This is a genomic window from Alteromonas sp. MmMcT2-2, assembly GCF_022348305.1.
Classification (GTDB): Bacteria; Pseudomonadota; Gammaproteobacteria; order Enterobacterales; family Alteromonadaceae; genus Alteromonas; species Alteromonas macleodii.
This window is the reverse complement of sequence record NZ_JAKRFA010000042.1, coordinates 1-15,631: the sequence shown is the minus strand read 5'-3', so window position 1 is coordinate 15,631 and position 15,631 is coordinate 1. Positions and strand designations below refer to the sequence as shown.

Below are 15,631 nucleotides of genomic sequence, written 5' to 3'. Positions count from 1 at the left end.
CATCTAGTTAGCGTAATCAATTGGAATACCGTAACCAGAATGGTTACGCTGTTTAGACAAAAAGTCTTGGTTAGATTTTGTAGACAAGGGCAATTGCCCGCGTAGACACAGGGGCAGAACATGAGTGATAAGCGTAACATCAAAACGTACAACAAACCCGCTGGCGGATGGGGAGCACTAAAGAGTGTAACCCAGAGCTGGATCCAAAGCGAAAAGCCACTTAAGAATCTACGAGCCATGCTCAAGACGAACCAAGACAAAGGCTTTGACTGCCCAGGCTGTGCGTGGGGTGAATCACCAGAAAGTGGTTTAGTGAAGTTTTGTGAAAATGGTGCTAAAGCAGTGAACTGGGAGTCTACCGGTCGCTATGTAGACCCAACATTTTTCTCTAAGTATTCGGTCGGCTCACTGAAAAAGCACACCGACTACTGGCTTGAGTCACAAGGGAGACTCACCCACCCTATGCGCTACAATGCTCAAGCAGACCATTACGAACCAGTATCATGGGACGATGCCTTCGCACTTATTGCCAAACACTTGAAGGGTTTACATTCCCCTCATCAGGCGGAGTTTTATACCTCCGGGCGGGCGAGTAATGAAGCCGCCTATTTATATCAGTTATTCGTGCGCGCATTTGGCACAAATAATTTTCCCGATTGTTCAAATATGTGCCACGAAGCGTCGGGGCAAGGTATGAAACCTACGATAGGCGTGGGCAAAGGCACAGTTACGTTCAATGATTTTGCAAAAGCAGACACCATTTTTGTTATCGGCCAAAATCCGGGCACTAACCACCCTCGCATGCTAGAACCTCTTCGTGAAGCAGTACGAAGAGGGGCGCAAGTGGTATGCTTCAACCCGTTAAAAGAGCGTGGCCTTGAACGATTTCAAAACCCGCAGCATCCGGTTGAGATGCTAACCAATGGCTCTGAGCCAACCAATACCGCCTATTTCAGGCCTGCTCTTGGTGGTGACATGGCGGTTATGCGCGGCATCGCTAAATGGCTGTTAACTTGGGAACAAGAAGCCAAAGTAAACAATGCTCCTCCCGTCTTCGACCACGACTTTATTAACGCACATACCAATGGAATGGACGACTATTTGAGTGCCGTTGAAGCGACGAACTGGGAGCATATTGAAGCGCAGAGCGGTTTATCAAAAGACGAAATACGTCACGCGGCAACCATGTACAAACGTGGAGAACGAGTGATCATGTGCTGGGCAATGGGGATCACCCAACACAAGCACTCAGTAGCTACGGTTCAGGAAATAGTGAACGTACAACTACTACGAGGAAACGTGGGCAAGCCTGGTGCAGGGCTTTCTCCCGTTCGTGGCCACAGCAATGTGCAGGGGGATAGAACTGTGGGTATTAACGAAGTACCCCCCAAAGCATTGCTTGACGCACTAGAGAACAAGTTTAACTTCGCCGTTCCACGAGAAAGAGGTCACAATACGATTCAAGCTATCCAGGCTATGGAAAGTGGTGAATCCAAAGTTTTCATCGGCCTAGGCGGTAATTTCGCCCAGGCGACGCCAGATACGCCGCGTACTCACGCTGCGCTGTCACAATGCGACTTAACCGTTCATATCGCCACCAAGTTAAATCGTTCTCACCTAACCACAGGTAAAGACGCGCTTATATTACCCTGCTTGGGACGTACTGAAATTGACATGCAGGCTAGCGGGCAACAAGGCGTGACTGTGGAAGATACGTTTTCTATGGTCCATATTTCTTATGGCCAACTTCCGCCAAGCTCGCCCGAACTTCGCTCTGAACCCGCTATTATTGCTGGTATCGCGAAGGCGACGTTAGGCAACACGCCGGTAGACTGGGACTTCTTAATAAGCGATTACGACAATATTCGTGAGCTCATTGCCGACACCATAGACGGTTTTAAAGACTTTAACACCAAACTCGCTCAACCAGGTGGTTTTCATTTAGGTAATGCAGCAGGTGAGAGACGCTGGTTAACACCATCGGGCAAAGCCGAGTTTGCTGCTAACGCCCTGCCTGATTCACTGTTAAATGCTGACCTCGTTGCGAAAGGTGAAGAGCCGGACCTCATTTTACAAACACTGCGCTCTCATGATCAGTACAACACAACTATCTATGGTATGGATGACCGCTACAGAAACGTGTTTGGCGCGCGGGACGTTCTGTTTGTCAATGAACGTGACATTAAGAAGCTGGGTTTTAACGATGGCGATAAAGTCGACATTACGTCAATGTGGAACGACGGCAAAACACGCCAAGTTAAACAGTTTATGTTGGTGGCTTACGACATCCCGCAAGGTCAAGCGGCAGCATATTACCCCGAAACCAATCCGTTAGTACCACTAGAAAGTTACGGTGATGGCACGTTCACACCAACATCGAAATTTATCGCGATCAAACTTTCGAAATCTGAATCAGATGGCCGAATAGCAGTCTCTGCGGTGTAAGCTTTTCGTTGCTTATCCGGTACTTATCAGTACAGGCCCTTTGTTTCTAACTGGCTCGCTGCGCACTACTTTTCTTGCGGTGCGTAAGCTCTTGGAGGGTCATACTTAGGTACATGGATCAGGGTGAGACCATAACGGCTTGCCCACTTTACTGATAAGGCTGTAGGAGCAGATAGCGTCACTACCAAAGGTAATTTAGCTCTTATCGCTTTTTGAACCAACTCTAAACTGCAGCGGCTTGTGAGCACAACAATACCTTCAGGTTGAAAGAGTTTTTTGGTGGTGATAGCACCAATTAATTTATCAAAAGCATTATGCCTTCCTATATCTTCTCGGCATGCCAGCACATTGCGCTTAGCATCAATGTAGAGCGCTCCATGTACCGCACCGCTCTGCTGAGCTAATGCTTGCGCATTAGATATAAGGCTTCGCAATCCTTTAAACCAGCTCACATCAGGCAAAGGCGATACATCCACAGACGTTAATTGAGGCAAAGCGTTGTCTAAAGCCTCAACACCGCAGAGCCCACAGCCCGACGCCCCCGCCAATTGCCGTTTATTTTCCTTTAACTTCCAGAACGCCTGATTGGCAATTTCAACTTCCGCATTGATGTGTTCTTTGTGATGCGTCAATTCAATACCGTAAAGCTGGCGGGGATGTTCGATAATGTCGTTACTTAAACTGAAGCCCACAATGAAATCTTCAATGTCGTTTGGGGTTATCAGCATTACGGCATAATTAATACCGTTATAACTAATGCTTAAAGCGACTTCTTCGGCAAGGGCAAACTTTTGAGTATAGGGTGTAGCATCTAAAACTAATGCGTGTTGTTCAGTGTTACTTTTCATGTGGCCAATCACCTGGAGTATTCACATTCAACCACTCTACGCCATCTTCATTGGACATATTTGCGAGACGCTTTTTGTTATCGCTTTCATCTTTACGCGCTATTTTTTTGAGGTCGCCTTCTTTAAGAGAAACTGCATTGAGAATTTCTAAAAATCCTACCACTCGTCTTTTACTTTGCTCAACTAGATAGTTGGCTAAGAGGGCTTTGGTGTCCTGAGTAACGGGTAAATAGAAAGGCAAAAAGCGTTTTTCCACATAACATGCCTTTTCAGCCTCTCGCCCTCGCGAGACTAATATTCTCAAAAGCTCGGGCGTCATCTGCGGCATGTCAACGGGAAGAACAAGTAGTTCACAAGGATTGCCATTGTGATTATCAGGTTGAGATAGTGCGTCTAAAACAGCATGTACTCCGCTAAGCGGACCTGCATCTTCAATTTTGTCATTCAAAAAGCCTGGCGCGTTGCGGCTAATTAACACTTTATCGCAACTCGCAGACTGTAAAAGTAACGAAGCATTATCGATGAGAGTACGGCCCTGATAACGCATAAGTGCTTTATCTTGCCCCATTCTACGCGATTGACCACCCGCAAGCACTAAACCGATGAGTGTCGTATTCACTTTACTCACTGCATATGCCCCCTTTATTGAAAATCTCCTCATATCCTTTTAAAAACTCAAAGCATTGCTTTGCAATGGGAGAGCTGGGTTCGCCTTTTCGCATGATGAGCCCTAAAGGCGAAATGGTTTTACCATCGTCAACAGTAACATAGGCGAGCCCTAAATCATCATTGGCCTTTGCGACGTTGGTTGGAAGGATCGTACAACACATCCCCTTTTTCACTGCTTGCAGTAAACAATGAACCGAGTCTGATTCAATAACAGGCTCATTGTTCACGCCCACATTAGCCATGTTTAACGTGATTGACTGCCTAAAGTGCATTGAAGGTGTTAATAACCCAAGTGGCAGTGATGAAAGAGACTGCCAGCTTAGGGTATCTTGCTCAAAGCAGTAATGATTAGGGTGATACAGCAACACCATTGGTGTAGCTTTAAACGGCAAAATATGGAAGTGTTGCGCGCTCATGCCTTCAAGGTAACAAAGACCCAGGTCAAGCTCGTTACGGTGTAGCGCGTTAACGATATACTCACTGCTATGTGTTTGTAAGGAATACTGTAGTGCACTGTGCTGTTTTGAGAGGGTGTCAATAATGTCGATAGGATCGACACTCGCTAGAGGAACGGCACCAATCCGAAGTCGGCCAACTAAGGCACCTTTGCACGATGCAGCTTCCGCTTGTAATCCGTCACACGCCGCTAAGATATTCCTTGCCCATGCCAAAATTCTTTCACCTTCCGGCGTAAAGCCTTGGAATCTGTGGTTGCGAGCCACCAACTGAATGCCAAGCTCATCTTCTAAATTATGAAGGCGTGAAGAAAGCGTGGGTTGTGTAACATTGCACGACTTAGCCGCTTTACCGAAGTGCTGCGTCTCATCTAACGCGACCAGAAACCGGAGCTGACGAATATCCAAAGACCAATACCTTAATCATGATAGATAGCTTCTATCATGATTCTACCAATGGAATGCTTGACTTGTAAGTACATTAAACGCATGTTTTTAGAATAAGCCAAAAATCCCAAAAATATGTGCACATACTGATTGATAGAAACTATCACTCAAGATTATTCGCCCAGCATAGATTTAGCATTTTGTTCTGCGCAAGCGCTTCGACGCTGCTAGACCGACATCGCCTGAAAAATTTGTAGACGACGTGTACTAGCGCCTGTTGACCTTTGATGATGCCTTCTTACAACAAGTCCCATTGAAAATAGAAATAGCCATACCGTTGCGGCTTCACTTACTGCATGAGTAACCGTAGTCAAATAGCCAATATCAGCAAACGACGCTACAGTGGTATCACTTAACGAAATTGGATATGGCCCCAAATACCCTGTCATTAAATCTGATGAACCACCAGGCCAAGGTTCGTCCCAGTGACTGTTGGCAGTGCCGGCTCCTCCCCCCAGTTCTACAGGAATAAATGTGGCGTTTTCAACAAACTCGCGGCGATAAATTTCCAAAGCGTACTCTCCGGTGTAACGCCCTGAACCGCTGACGTAGTTAGATTGGCTGCCCGCAATAAAAAAGTCGGTCGTCCACAATGCTCCAAATCCAATTACATGGGCCATCTCGTGTACGATGACATCAAAAAGTGTACCGCGACTTTCTAAGCTAGCAAGGTCTGCCGTATCAAAGCGCATGCGGCCTTTATTTGCATAAACAAAAGTGCTGTCTGGTAGCTGAGTGATACCCGTTGGGCCAGCACTACCCAATACGCCACCCACACCATCAAGTGCAACGCCACTCGCATCTATAACAATATTGTGATTAAACTCGCTTTGAACGCCTATTAGGTAAGACTCCCAATAAGCGATTGCATCATCAAAAACACTGGATTGTGAAGGTGTTAAACCACCAAGATCGTTAATAGAAATTTTGAATAGTCCTGCATTTGCTGAAAAAGACACACACAACGACACCACAACACTGAAGAACCACTTAATTGAGACACCCATAGCACCCCTCCAAAACTAAGAAAAAACGTTCGATGCAAATAAATTTAGTAACGTAGGCCTGTTTATCTTTGCTGTATTTCAAAGCTCAACAGGGTAAGGACTAAAAAAACTATAGTAGAGAAAACCGTAAGTAGTTATGAGAAAGATTGCTTGTTAACGGCAAAAGTAAAAATTACTAAAGATCAACGTGTTGAATTTTTTAACAGAGAATACTTAACCGTAAGTCGTTCGCCATTGGCACAATGACGTATAGGGAGGGGGCGAATTATTGAAATTTTTTACGTCTACTTTCCCGCTTACCACGCTCTGTGATACAGAGCGCGGCTGCGAGAATGAATTAGAGGGCCTACCAGGTTAAATCATCTGGAATTTCATAATCGGCGTACCAATCATCTTCTTCTTCATCTTTACCATCGGCTCCGCTCTTATCTAAATCAGCACGGTAAATAACTGAAGCCTCGTCGCGCTGCGCAATTTTGTCAGCAACGGGGGCTGGTACTAGTTCATAAGCGTCATCTAGCAATACAACAGCCAAACGACCTTTTGTCACTTGCTTGTGCATCTCTTCACTCACATACAGACGCTTTACTACGTTGTCGTGTGTAAAGTTAAGTAAGGTTTCGCCATTGCGCGGTTGTTTGTTTACAGTAATAAGCTGCCTTACCTGCGCAATAATTGAGCGCTTCTCTCGCTCCTGCTGTTGAAGCTGGTTTAGCTCACGTGAGCGCGCTTTTTTCTCTTCAGCTGCTTGTTGAGCAGCAATAGTCGCTTCATCAACGACAGGTTGTTTTTGCTTATTCTTTTGCTTTTGTTTTTTGCGTTTATCTGCACGCGCTTGCTTTGCAGACGCTTTATCGGCCAAACCGGCTTTCAGTAGTTGGTCTTGTAAGGAGGCCATAATTACTCTCTGTTACACTGTTTCTATTGATACGCTTTGCAGACGTTTACCGTCTTTTAACTACGTAACAAGCCCGAGCAATGTCGGGCTTGTTAATTTCAATTAAAGGTCAATTTATACCTTTTCCGATGTAAAGGCATTACTTCTTCTTGGCTTTAGTCGCTGGCTTTTTAGCGGCTTGCTCCTGCCATTTGCCATTATTGTACCACGCAGACCATCCTGTTGCTTTACCGTTGTCATTTTCAGACATCACGTATTGCTGTTTGGTCTTCCTGCTGTATCGAACTATTGCAGGGTTACCATCAGGATCTGTTTGTGGCGCATCAGCAAGATAGTAGAATTTCGGCGAAATTCTATCTCTAAAGCGAGCAAGTTCTTCCACTTTCGGTGCACGAGTTTCACGCGACTTTGGAAAGTTATGCGCCGCTAAGAAAATTCCCGAAGCGCCATCACGTAGCATAAAATGCGCGTCAGACTTTTCACACGGAAGCTCAGGTAAATCTACCGGATCTTCTTTTGGCGGCGCAGCTTCACCGTTTCTAAGTAGCTTACGAGTATTCTTACACTCTTCGTTGGTGCAGCCGAAGTATTTACCAAATCGACCGTTTTTAAGCTCCATATCGCTGCCACATTTATCACACTCAATAATGGGGCCGTCATAGCCTTTTATCTTGAATGTGCCTGTTTCAACTAAGGTGCCATCACATGTTGGCGTGTTACCACACACATGAAGTTTACGGGTTTCGTCAACCAAGTAACTGTCCATCGCCGTGCCGCACTTAGGACAACGCTTTTTAGAACGAAGCGCTTCTGTTTCGAGCTCTTCTTCATCGTCCACTTTCACGACTTCATCACCAGGCGTTAAATTCATGGTGTTTGTGCAGCGCTCTTTCGGCGGTAAATTGTAGCCTGAACAGCCCAAGAATACGCCAGTTGACGCGGTTCTCACGTTCATTTCACGGCCGCATTTATCGCACTCAACACCTGCAGGCACTGCCTGATTCAAGCGCATACCGCCCTCTTCAGGGTCTTTCTCAGCGTTTAACAGTTTTCCGTAGAAGCCGCTGTAAAAGTCGTTGAGCACGTCCTTCCAATCTTTCTTGCCTTCAGCAATATCATCAAGATGCTGCTCCATGTTGGCAGTAAAGTCATAGCTCATTAAATCGTCAAAGTTTTCCATCAGACGATCGTTTACGATTTCGCCCATTTTCTCGGCATAAAAACGCTTGTTCTCTAAGCGCACATAGCCGCGATCTTGAATCGTCGAAATAATACTGGCGTAGGTCGATGGACGACCAATACCGCGTTTTTCAAGCTCTTTTACCAACGAAGCTTCATTAAATCGCGCTACAGGCTTGGTGAAGTGCTGTTTAGGATCAAGCGCTTTTAAGTCAAGCACATCGCCTTTTTGTACATCAGGCAACATGAGCTCTTCTTCGCCTTTTTTACGAAGCTGAGGTTGAACGCGAGTCCAGCCATCGAACTTAAGTACGCGGCCCTTCGCCGTCAGCTCGTAATCACCCGCCGCCACTTTAATAGTGGTTGCATCGTACTTAGCTGGAGTCATTTGACAGGCCACAAACTGGCGCCAAATAAGCTCATAAAGACGCTGTGCATCGCGTTCCATATCGCCTAAACTTGCAGCACTTATGCTCACGTTTGAAGGACGGATCGCTTCGTGCGCCTCTTGCGCACCTTCTTTACTGCCGTAGCGATTTGGCGAATCAGGCAGGTACTTGTCACCAAAATTATCTGAAATGTACGCACGAGCACTGTCCAACGCCTCTTGGCTTAAATTGGTTGAATCCGTACGCATATAGGTGATGTAGCCCGCCTCATAAAGGCGCTGTGCCATCATCATGGTTTTCTTAACACCAAAGCCCAATCGAGTACTTGCCGCTTGTTGTAGCGTTGAGGTAATAAATGGTGCAGAAGGACGACTTTGCGTAGGCTTTGACTCGCGGCTTTCTACCGTGTAGTTAGCCCCTTCTAAGTCAGCAAGCGCTTTATCAGTTTCGGCCTTGTTTTTAGGCTTAAACGCATTGCCCTGGTGCTTTGCTACTAGCATGCGCAGTGCCGCTTTTTGCTGGCTAGTTAAATCTGCGTGTACGTCCCAAAACTCTTCAGGTACAAACGCTTTAATTTCTCGCTCACGCTCTACAACAAGTCTAACCGCTACCGATTGAACTCGCCCTGCTGAGAGGCCTCGCGCAATTTTTTTCCACAGAAGTGGCGATACCATGAAGCCTACAACACGGTCTAGGAATCGACGAGCCTGCTGGGCGTTGACGCGAGAGATATTTAGTTCGCCCGGATCTGAGAACGCATCTTGAATCGCGTTTTTAGTAATTTCGTTAAACACCACTCGCTGGTAAGTTTTGTCTTTTTTACCTAGCAGCTCTTGTAAATGCCATGCAATCGCTTCCCCTTCGCGGTCCAAATCGGTCGCGAGATAGATAGTGTCAGCATCTTTAGCAAGCTTTTTAAGTTCGTTAACGACTTTCTCTTTACCCTGTAGCACTTGATAGTGGGCTTTCCAATCTTTCTCTGGATCCACACCCATTCTGTCTACAAGCTTCAAATATTCGTGACGGCGAAGATATTCTTGACGCTCTTCTTCGCTTAAAGTTTTGAGTTCTTTAGCCGGTTTTTTAGGCTCTACTTTGCCTAAAGCCTTCGTCGGAAGATCTCGCACGTGGCCAACCGAACTTTTTACGATAAAATTTTTACCGAGATATTTATTTATCGTTTTCGCTTTGGCTGGTGACTCGACTATGACCAGTGATTTTGCCATATAATTGAACTAAACCTATTGATTTTTAATGACTATTTACGTCAAATTCTGAAAATTGGAGCAACCTTGCACTATATATAGGGTACTCGCTCTTTTTTAACATATATCTACAAAGTGAATGGAAAACAAGATCTTCTTCATACTTATTCTTTCCTTTGCTTTAAACACGCGCAAAAACTGTACAATAAATAAACAGTGCGATTGGCATTGGCCTTAAAAGCCGTATAATGCCAGCCATTCCAACCTAGCCTGACAACATGTTCAGGTGTGAAGAAGTGCATCGTTTGTCCCTGTAAAAGAACGAAAGCGTTGCCGCTGCTATTAAATTAATCGCAGTGCGTATGGAAAAGTAACATATAGGGTCAAGCGCCAAAACTCCAAGAATGAGGGAAAGTATGAAGCAGTTTGAAGTTAACTTTGATGGTCTTGTAGGACCTACCCATAACTATGCCGGTTTGTCGTTTGGCAATGTCGCTTCCCTGAACAACGCAAACGCAAAGAGCAGTCCAAAACAAGCTGCAAAGCAAGGCTTAGCCAAAGCAAAGGCGTTGGCCGATATGGGAATGGTTCAAGGTGTGTTGGCCCCACAAGAGCGTCCTGACATCGTTGCACTGCGCCGTTTAGGCTTTACAGGCTCTGATGCTCGCGTGCTAGAAAGCGCTGCAAAGCAATCTCGCGAGATTTTCCTTGCTTGTTGTTCTGCCAGTAGCATGTGGACTGCAAATGCCGCCACTGTGTCTCCTAGTGCCGATACTGCCGATGGTCGCGTTCACTTTACCCCTGCAAACTTAACCAACAAGTTCCATCGTTCACTAGAGCCTCAGGTTACAGGCAATATCCTGCGCGGTACATTTGCCAATGAAAAGCACTTTGCTCATCACCAGCACCTGCCAGATAACGAGCATTTTGGTGACGAAGGTGCAGCCAACCACACGCGACTTTGCAGCAACTATGGTCAGGCAGGCGTAGAGTTGTTTGTTTATGGTCGTCATGCATTTGATACCAGCAAACCAGCACCGAAAAAATATCCGGCTCGCCAAACGCTAGAAGCATGCCAAGCAGTAGCTCGCTTACACGGTCTAGACGACGATGGCGTAGTTTACATGCAGCAAAACCCAGAGGTTATCGACCAAGGCGTATTCCACAACGACGTAATTGCCGTAGGCAACCAGAATGTACTGTTCTTCCACGAGCAAGCGTTTTATCAAAAAGACGCTGGATTTAAAGAGCTTCAAGCTAAATTTGGTAGCGAACCGCTTCACTTTATCGAAGTGCCGACTGCCGAAGTATCAGTGCAAGATGCAGTGAAAACCTACTTGTTCAATACGCAAATAATAACGCTTCCAACCGGCGATATGACTATCATTGCGCCAACTGAGTGTGAGGAAAATGAAGCCGTTAAGCGCTATTTAGACAAGCTGGTAACACTGGGTACGCCCATTAAGTCGGTTAATTATTTTGATGTTAAACAAAGCATGCGTAATGGCGGTGGTCCGGCATGTTTGCGTTTGCGCGTTGCAATGAATGACCAAGAACTCGCCGCGGTTAATCAAAATACGTTAATTAACGATTCACAGTTCGCACGCTTAAATGCATGGGTCGACAAACACTATCGCGATGAATTAGGTGAAGATGACTTGCGCGATCCGCAGCTTCTCATTGAATCTCGTACTGCGCTTGATGAGCTTACACAAATCCTTAAAATTGGCTCGGTTTACCCATTCCAACAGGCGTAACAATCTTTATTTACGCACCTATTCTGCTTTAAAGCTACCATCAAAACAAAAAGCCCGACGCTTGCGTCGGGCTTTCTTTCAAGGAATCAGCTGATACTACTTAATAACTTGTGCAGCTTAATCAAAGTCGGTACAGCTGTTTGACATCCCAAATGGGTTCGCCGGAAGCCCTGCACCTTCATTAGTCAGGTCTTCAGAACTAACTCCTAGCCTGTAAAAGTGGTCAGCGCTCGACTCACTACCATTAGACTGCCCGAATATTGTAATGACGGTATCGTACCAGTAGCCATAGCTTGCTGGGTAACGATAGATTAATTCAGCTTGCCCGTTTATGTCGGTCACGCCATTACCCCCGACTGAGATAGTCCCCACAATACCAGGCGTTAAGAATGTGTCACCATTTGTATCTTCTCCGGCGTCTAATATACCATTGCTATTTGCATCTTCATTTTGGCAAACCGCTGTTACGATTGGCTCCCAAATAGAACGGTCTTCGTTCCAGTTCCATCGTCCTTTTAGATAAATTCCTCTGTTGTCCGGTTCAGTTCGCTTAACTGGGGTAGCAGAAGCTGTTAACGACACTCCACTAACGGGTCTCCCAGCTGAGTCAGAAACAAAGACAGCAAAGCGCTTAAGGTACGTTTCTGTGTCTGGCTCTTCAAGTGTGTTTCCTGTACCAATAGAAATATCAAACGGTCTACTTCCTACCGTCATATTTACGGTGTCACGAATTGAAGGGTTGCTCGCGACTTCTGCTGAAATAATCACAGCATCTTCGCTTGACGTAGACCCTGACGTGAAAACAGTAGAAGCTACGCCATTACTGTCTGTTCGAGACTGAGAAGGTGAGATAAACCCTGTAGATGTATCGTTAACATTGAAATTGATAACTTGATCTTTAACCAAGTTTCCACTCGGATCTCTTACGATTGCGGTTATAGTACTCGTTTGACCGTCTGGCCCTATTATATCTGGCGTTGCATCAGCGATGATCGTTGCTGGTACAACCGCGATAAACGCAACTTCTTCTACCGCACTAACCGAAGAACCATCGCTACTGTCGAGGCCAGTTGCGGTAAGCGAGGCAATTCCTGCATTATCAGCCTGAATAGAAACTTGGGCAACGCCGTTTGAATCTGTCGTACTTGTGCTTCCATTTACAAACTCACCGCGAGAAATACTAAATGTAACTTCTTGCCCCACGACTGGCAGGTTATCCTTGAGCCATTGGACAGAAACCAAGGTTGGCGTGTTTAATGGTATTTCAGACTGTGGAATATTGTCGAAGTCAAATTCATCTTGTTGAACTTGGATAGTAACTACAGTGAGCGCACCTAGAGCGCGCACATTGAATGAGTCGGTACCTGATTGGACGGCTGTATATGTAACGCTTACTTGGCCATTTGCGCCTGTGGTAACTGCCGTATTGTCAAATGTTCCCGTGCCGGGCTCGATGATTATAGACTCATTTCCCAATGGGTTGCCGTCAGAATCTTGCACTCTCAATGTAAATTCGGCTGTACTGTTTAGAATAACAGATGAAGGTCCGTTAGCAGTGACTTCTGTCCCGCTGATTTCAATCAAAATTTTCTCAGCCGGCAGGCTCCCAGCTTGGGCAAAAACCTCAGCAGGCCTGTTCATCGCATTATTTCGTGTTGACACAAATGCTCTAGCAGTACCATCTTCCGCGGTAACAGGTTGACTTAATTGAATTTGTAAACCGTCTTCATTCTCAGCGAAAAAAGATACATCGACTCCTTCCATCAACACACTTTGCGCATTTTTCACCAAAGCAATAAGCTCAATTTGGTCGTTACCACTCGATGGCAATAAAATACTACTTGCGAACAGGTCTAGTGAAGCAGGCTCTTCACTTACCGTTGTACTGCCCGTAGAGCTGAATGTAGTTGAATCCGCTTCACCAGTTGACAAAGTAGCCGTTACTTCACCATCCCCTGATGCGCTTCCCACCGACATACCGATCGACGCTACGCCTTCTGCATTAGTCAGTGCAGTGGCAGTATCGTTAGAAAACGTCGCTAAATCATCATTGCTCAATGAGAAAGTTAGGAGCAAATCGGCCTGAGGCTCACCCTCAGAATTAGTCACGGTTGCCAGCGCAACCAATGCGTTGCTAGAAGATAAGCTGTTATCTGCTTCCCCAGCTGCATTTTGTAGGGCTAGCGATACACTTATTGTTGTTGGGTCGGTGCTTGTCACCGCTGTGGCTGAAAACGTGGTAGTTCCCGTTTCGCCGCTACCGAGCGCAGCGGTAATTTCGCCATCTCCAGAAGCCGTGCTGGCATTAAGGCGTAATCGGGCTACACCATTTGAATTTGTACGCGCCGTTCCCGTGTCGTTGCCAAACTCGGCTAGTTGTTCGTTGCTTAGCGTAAAGGTTAGTAACGCGTCTGCATGCGGATTGCCATCTTGATCTGACACGGTCGCAACAACAAACAGACTATTGTCTTCAGAAAGGCTGTTGTCGCTTGCTCCACTTTCATTTTCAAGTGTTAAAGCGATTGAATAGGTTGGTGATGTGGTACCGCCGTCTCCGCTTCCGTTATCCGTGTTATCTCGAGAGACTGATGAACCGCCCCCACCACATGCTGTTAGCATAAATAATGCGCTAATTAGGCTTAGCGTTTTCGCTAATGTCGACATAATTCGTTCCTGAACCTCTTTTATTGACAATTGCGTCGTTTTTTATGTTTAAAAATCAACTGAATCTGGCACACTACGAAAGATTAAAAATATAAAAATGCACAGGGAACATTAATGTCTTCATCTGCACATAAATATAGTTTAACCGCCCGCATCTTTATCGGCATGGCTGCCGGTATCTTGACTGGTGTCTTTCTCCAATTATTGTTTGATGATAGCGGAGATTTTACGTTTTCGATATTCGGTTTAGCGTTCTCAACGTATAACATTCTTGTAGAAGGTATATTTTCCACTCTCGGCCAAATATTTATTGCCAGCTTAAAAATGCTTGTGGTTCCTCTTGTGTTTGTTTCCTTAATTTGCGGAACCAGCACACTGTCTGACCCTAGTAAATTGGGAAGACTTGGCGCAAAGTCAGTCGGACTCTATGTTGTCACAACCGCCATTGCCATAACACTAGCCATGAGTATAGCTTTAGTGGTGTCTCCGGGTGATGGGCTAAATCTAACAACAGAAACTACCTTCCAAGCGAAAGAGGCCCCTAGCCTGTCTGACGTTATCGTTAACATGTTCCCAAGCAACCCAATTAACTCAATGGCACAAGGCAACATGCTTCAGATCATTGTGTTTGCCGTACTGTTTGGTATAGCTATGGCGATGACAGGTGATGCGGGCAAGCGTCTTACCGCTATCTTTGAAGATATTAATACGGTAATCATGCGTCTTGTTACCATCATCATGAACTTAGCGCCATACGGCGTGTACGTGTTGATGGCGAAACTCTTCTCCACTATTGGTGGCGAAACAATTCTGAGCCTGGCGAAATATTTCTTCTTAGTATTTGGCGTGTTAATCCTTCACGGCCTGGTAACCTATTCAGTGCTGCTAAAAGCTTTATCGGGATTAAACCCTGTTATCTTGATGAAGAAAATGCGTGACGCTGCGCTATTCGCATTTAGTACCTCAAGCAGTAGCGCTACCTTGCCCGTCACTATGGAAACGGCGAAAAACAAGCTTGGCGTAGGTAACTCGGTATCGTCGTTCACCCTGCCGCTAGGCGCAACAATTAACATGGACGGCACGGCCATAATGCAAGGTGTTGCCACGGTCTTTATTGCCCAGGTTTACGCTGTCGATTTAAGCCTTGGCGACTATATGATGGTAGTACTTACCGCCACCCTTGCTTCTATCGGAACCGCTGGTGTGCCAGGTGTGGGCCTTATCATGCTAGCTATGGTATTGCAGCAAGTGAACCTACCGGTTGAAGGGATCGCACTTATTATCGGTGTAGACAGACTGCTGGATATGACACGCACTGCGGTAAACATTACAGGCGACTGTATGGTGTCGTGCATTGTAGCTAAAAGCGAAGGTGCATTGGACGAAAGCGTTTATAACGATCCTAAAGCCGGTTTGAAGCAGGAAGATGTGGACTTCGAACATTTTGAAAAGAATAAATAACGACTACAAAAGCTTCTTTAGCTCGATTTACATATGAGTTTACAGAAGCAGTCGCATACTAAAAAGGCCAGCATCAATTGCTGGCCTTTTTAGTTAGTTGCGTGCTCCGTTATACCATATATGGACCCTCTCCGATTGCAAGACACCGTGTTGATTTAATAACGTGATTCATTGCTGCCATATATTCGGCTTTTTCGTGAAGTCAAT

The 15,631-nt window shown here is 45.7% G+C and carries 10 protein-coding genes; 3 read left to right on the top strand and 7 right to left on the bottom strand.

The genetic code is table 11. The annotated features are described in order from the left end of the window. The first annotated feature begins 120 nt into the window (after window positions 1–120). On the top strand, window positions 121–2,445 hold the full coding sequence (locus tag MHM99_RS17615) for an FdhF/YdeP family oxidoreductase (RefSeq protein WP_239220236.1): 2,325 nt from the start codon (window positions 121–123) through the stop codon (window positions 2,443–2,445). Between the two features lie 65 nt (window positions 2,446–2,510). Here MHM99_RS17615 and fdhD read toward each other — a convergent pair whose 3' ends face one another. The 6 genes from fdhD to topA all read right to left on the bottom strand — a co-directional run bounded on the left by fdhD (window position 2,511) and on the right by topA (window position 9,563). Further along, window positions 2,511–3,293, bottom strand: a complete 783-nt coding sequence (gene fdhD, locus MHM99_RS17610; protein ID WP_239220235.1) for a formate dehydrogenase accessory sulfurtransferase FdhD — start codon at window positions 3,291–3,293, stop codon at window positions 2,511–2,513. Next, window positions 3,283–3,921, bottom strand: a complete 639-nt coding sequence (locus MHM99_RS17605; protein ID WP_239220234.1) for a molybdenum cofactor guanylyltransferase — start codon at window positions 3,919–3,921, stop codon at window positions 3,283–3,285. Before MHM99_RS17605 ends, fdhD begins: the two co-directional genes overlap by 11 nt. Beyond that, a complete protein-coding gene (locus tag MHM99_RS17600; protein ID WP_239220233.1) occupies window positions 3,914–4,825 on the bottom strand; it encodes a LysR family transcriptional regulator in 912 nt (303 codons plus the stop codon). The genes MHM99_RS17605 and MHM99_RS17600 overlap by 8 nt, the downstream gene beginning before the upstream one ends. 206 nt (window positions 4,826–5,031) lie before the next feature. Further along, the gene (locus MHM99_RS17595) at window positions 5,032–5,871 is read right to left on the bottom strand and encodes a leishmanolysin-related zinc metalloendopeptidase (protein ID WP_239220232.1); all 840 of its coding nucleotides are present in this window, start codon (window positions 5,869–5,871) and stop codon (window positions 5,032–5,034) included. 346 nt (window positions 5,872–6,217) lie between these two features. Then, window positions 6,218–6,769: a DUF2058 domain-containing protein gene (locus MHM99_RS17590; RefSeq protein WP_014976306.1), complete on the bottom strand. Its 552-nt coding sequence runs from the start codon at window positions 6,767–6,769 to the stop codon at window positions 6,218–6,220. 139 nt (window positions 6,770–6,908) lie between these two features. Further along, window positions 6,909–9,563, bottom strand: coding sequence for a type I DNA topoisomerase (gene topA / locus MHM99_RS17585; protein ID WP_239220231.1), 2,655 nt, complete (start codon window positions 9,561–9,563; stop codon window positions 6,909–6,911). A gap of 395 nt (window positions 9,564–9,958) precedes the next feature. On the opposite strand from topA, the gene astB reads away from it, so the two are divergent. Continuing rightward, window positions 9,959–11,299 carry an N-succinylarginine dihydrolase gene (gene astB / locus MHM99_RS17580; RefSeq protein WP_239220230.1) on the top strand — a complete coding sequence of 447 codons (1,341 nt, stop codon included), beginning with the start codon at window positions 9,959–9,961 and terminating at the stop codon, window positions 11,297–11,299. A gap of 117 nt (window positions 11,300–11,416) precedes the next feature. Here astB and MHM99_RS17575 read toward each other — a convergent pair whose 3' ends face one another. Beyond that, window positions 11,417–13,963, bottom strand: a complete 2,547-nt coding sequence (locus MHM99_RS17575; protein WP_239220229.1) for an Ig-like domain-containing protein — start codon at window positions 13,961–13,963, stop codon at window positions 11,417–11,419. A gap of 114 nt (window positions 13,964–14,077) precedes the next feature. Between MHM99_RS17575 and MHM99_RS17570 the strand changes: the two genes are divergently transcribed. Next, complete coding sequence (locus MHM99_RS17570) at window positions 14,078–15,424, top strand: dicarboxylate/amino acid:cation symporter (RefSeq protein ID WP_049589117.1); 1,347 nt, start codon at window positions 14,078–14,080, stop codon at window positions 15,422–15,424. Window positions 15,425–15,631 lie beyond the last annotated feature (207 nt).

Excerpts from the sequence above, each read along its gene's own strand:
- MHM99_RS17570 (WP_049589117.1), top strand. The coding sequence starts at position 14,078 with ATGTCTTCATCTGCACATAAATATAGTTTAACCGCCCGCATCTTTATC.
- topA (WP_239220231.1), bottom strand. The coding sequence starts at position 9,563 with ATGGCAAAATCACTGGTCATAGTCGAGTCACCAGCCAAAGCGAAAACG.
- MHM99_RS17615 (WP_239220236.1), top strand. The coding sequence starts at position 121 with ATGAGTGATAAGCGTAACATCAAAACGTACAACAAACCCGCTGGCGGA.
- MHM99_RS17590 (WP_014976306.1), bottom strand. The coding sequence starts at position 6,769 with ATGGCCTCCTTACAAGACCAACTACTGAAAGCCGGTTTGGCCGATAAA.
- MHM99_RS17595 (WP_239220232.1), bottom strand. The coding sequence starts at position 5,871 with ATGGGTGTCTCAATTAAGTGGTTCTTCAGTGTTGTGGTGTCGTTGTGT.
- astB (WP_239220230.1), top strand. The coding sequence starts at position 9,959 with ATGAAGCAGTTTGAAGTTAACTTTGATGGTCTTGTAGGACCTACCCAT.
- fdhD (WP_239220235.1), bottom strand. The coding sequence starts at position 3,293 with ATGAAAAGTAACACTGAACAACACGCATTAGTTTTAGATGCTACACCC.
- MHM99_RS17575 (WP_239220229.1), bottom strand. The coding sequence starts at position 13,963 with ATGTCGACATTAGCGAAAACGCTAAGCCTAATTAGCGCATTATTTATG.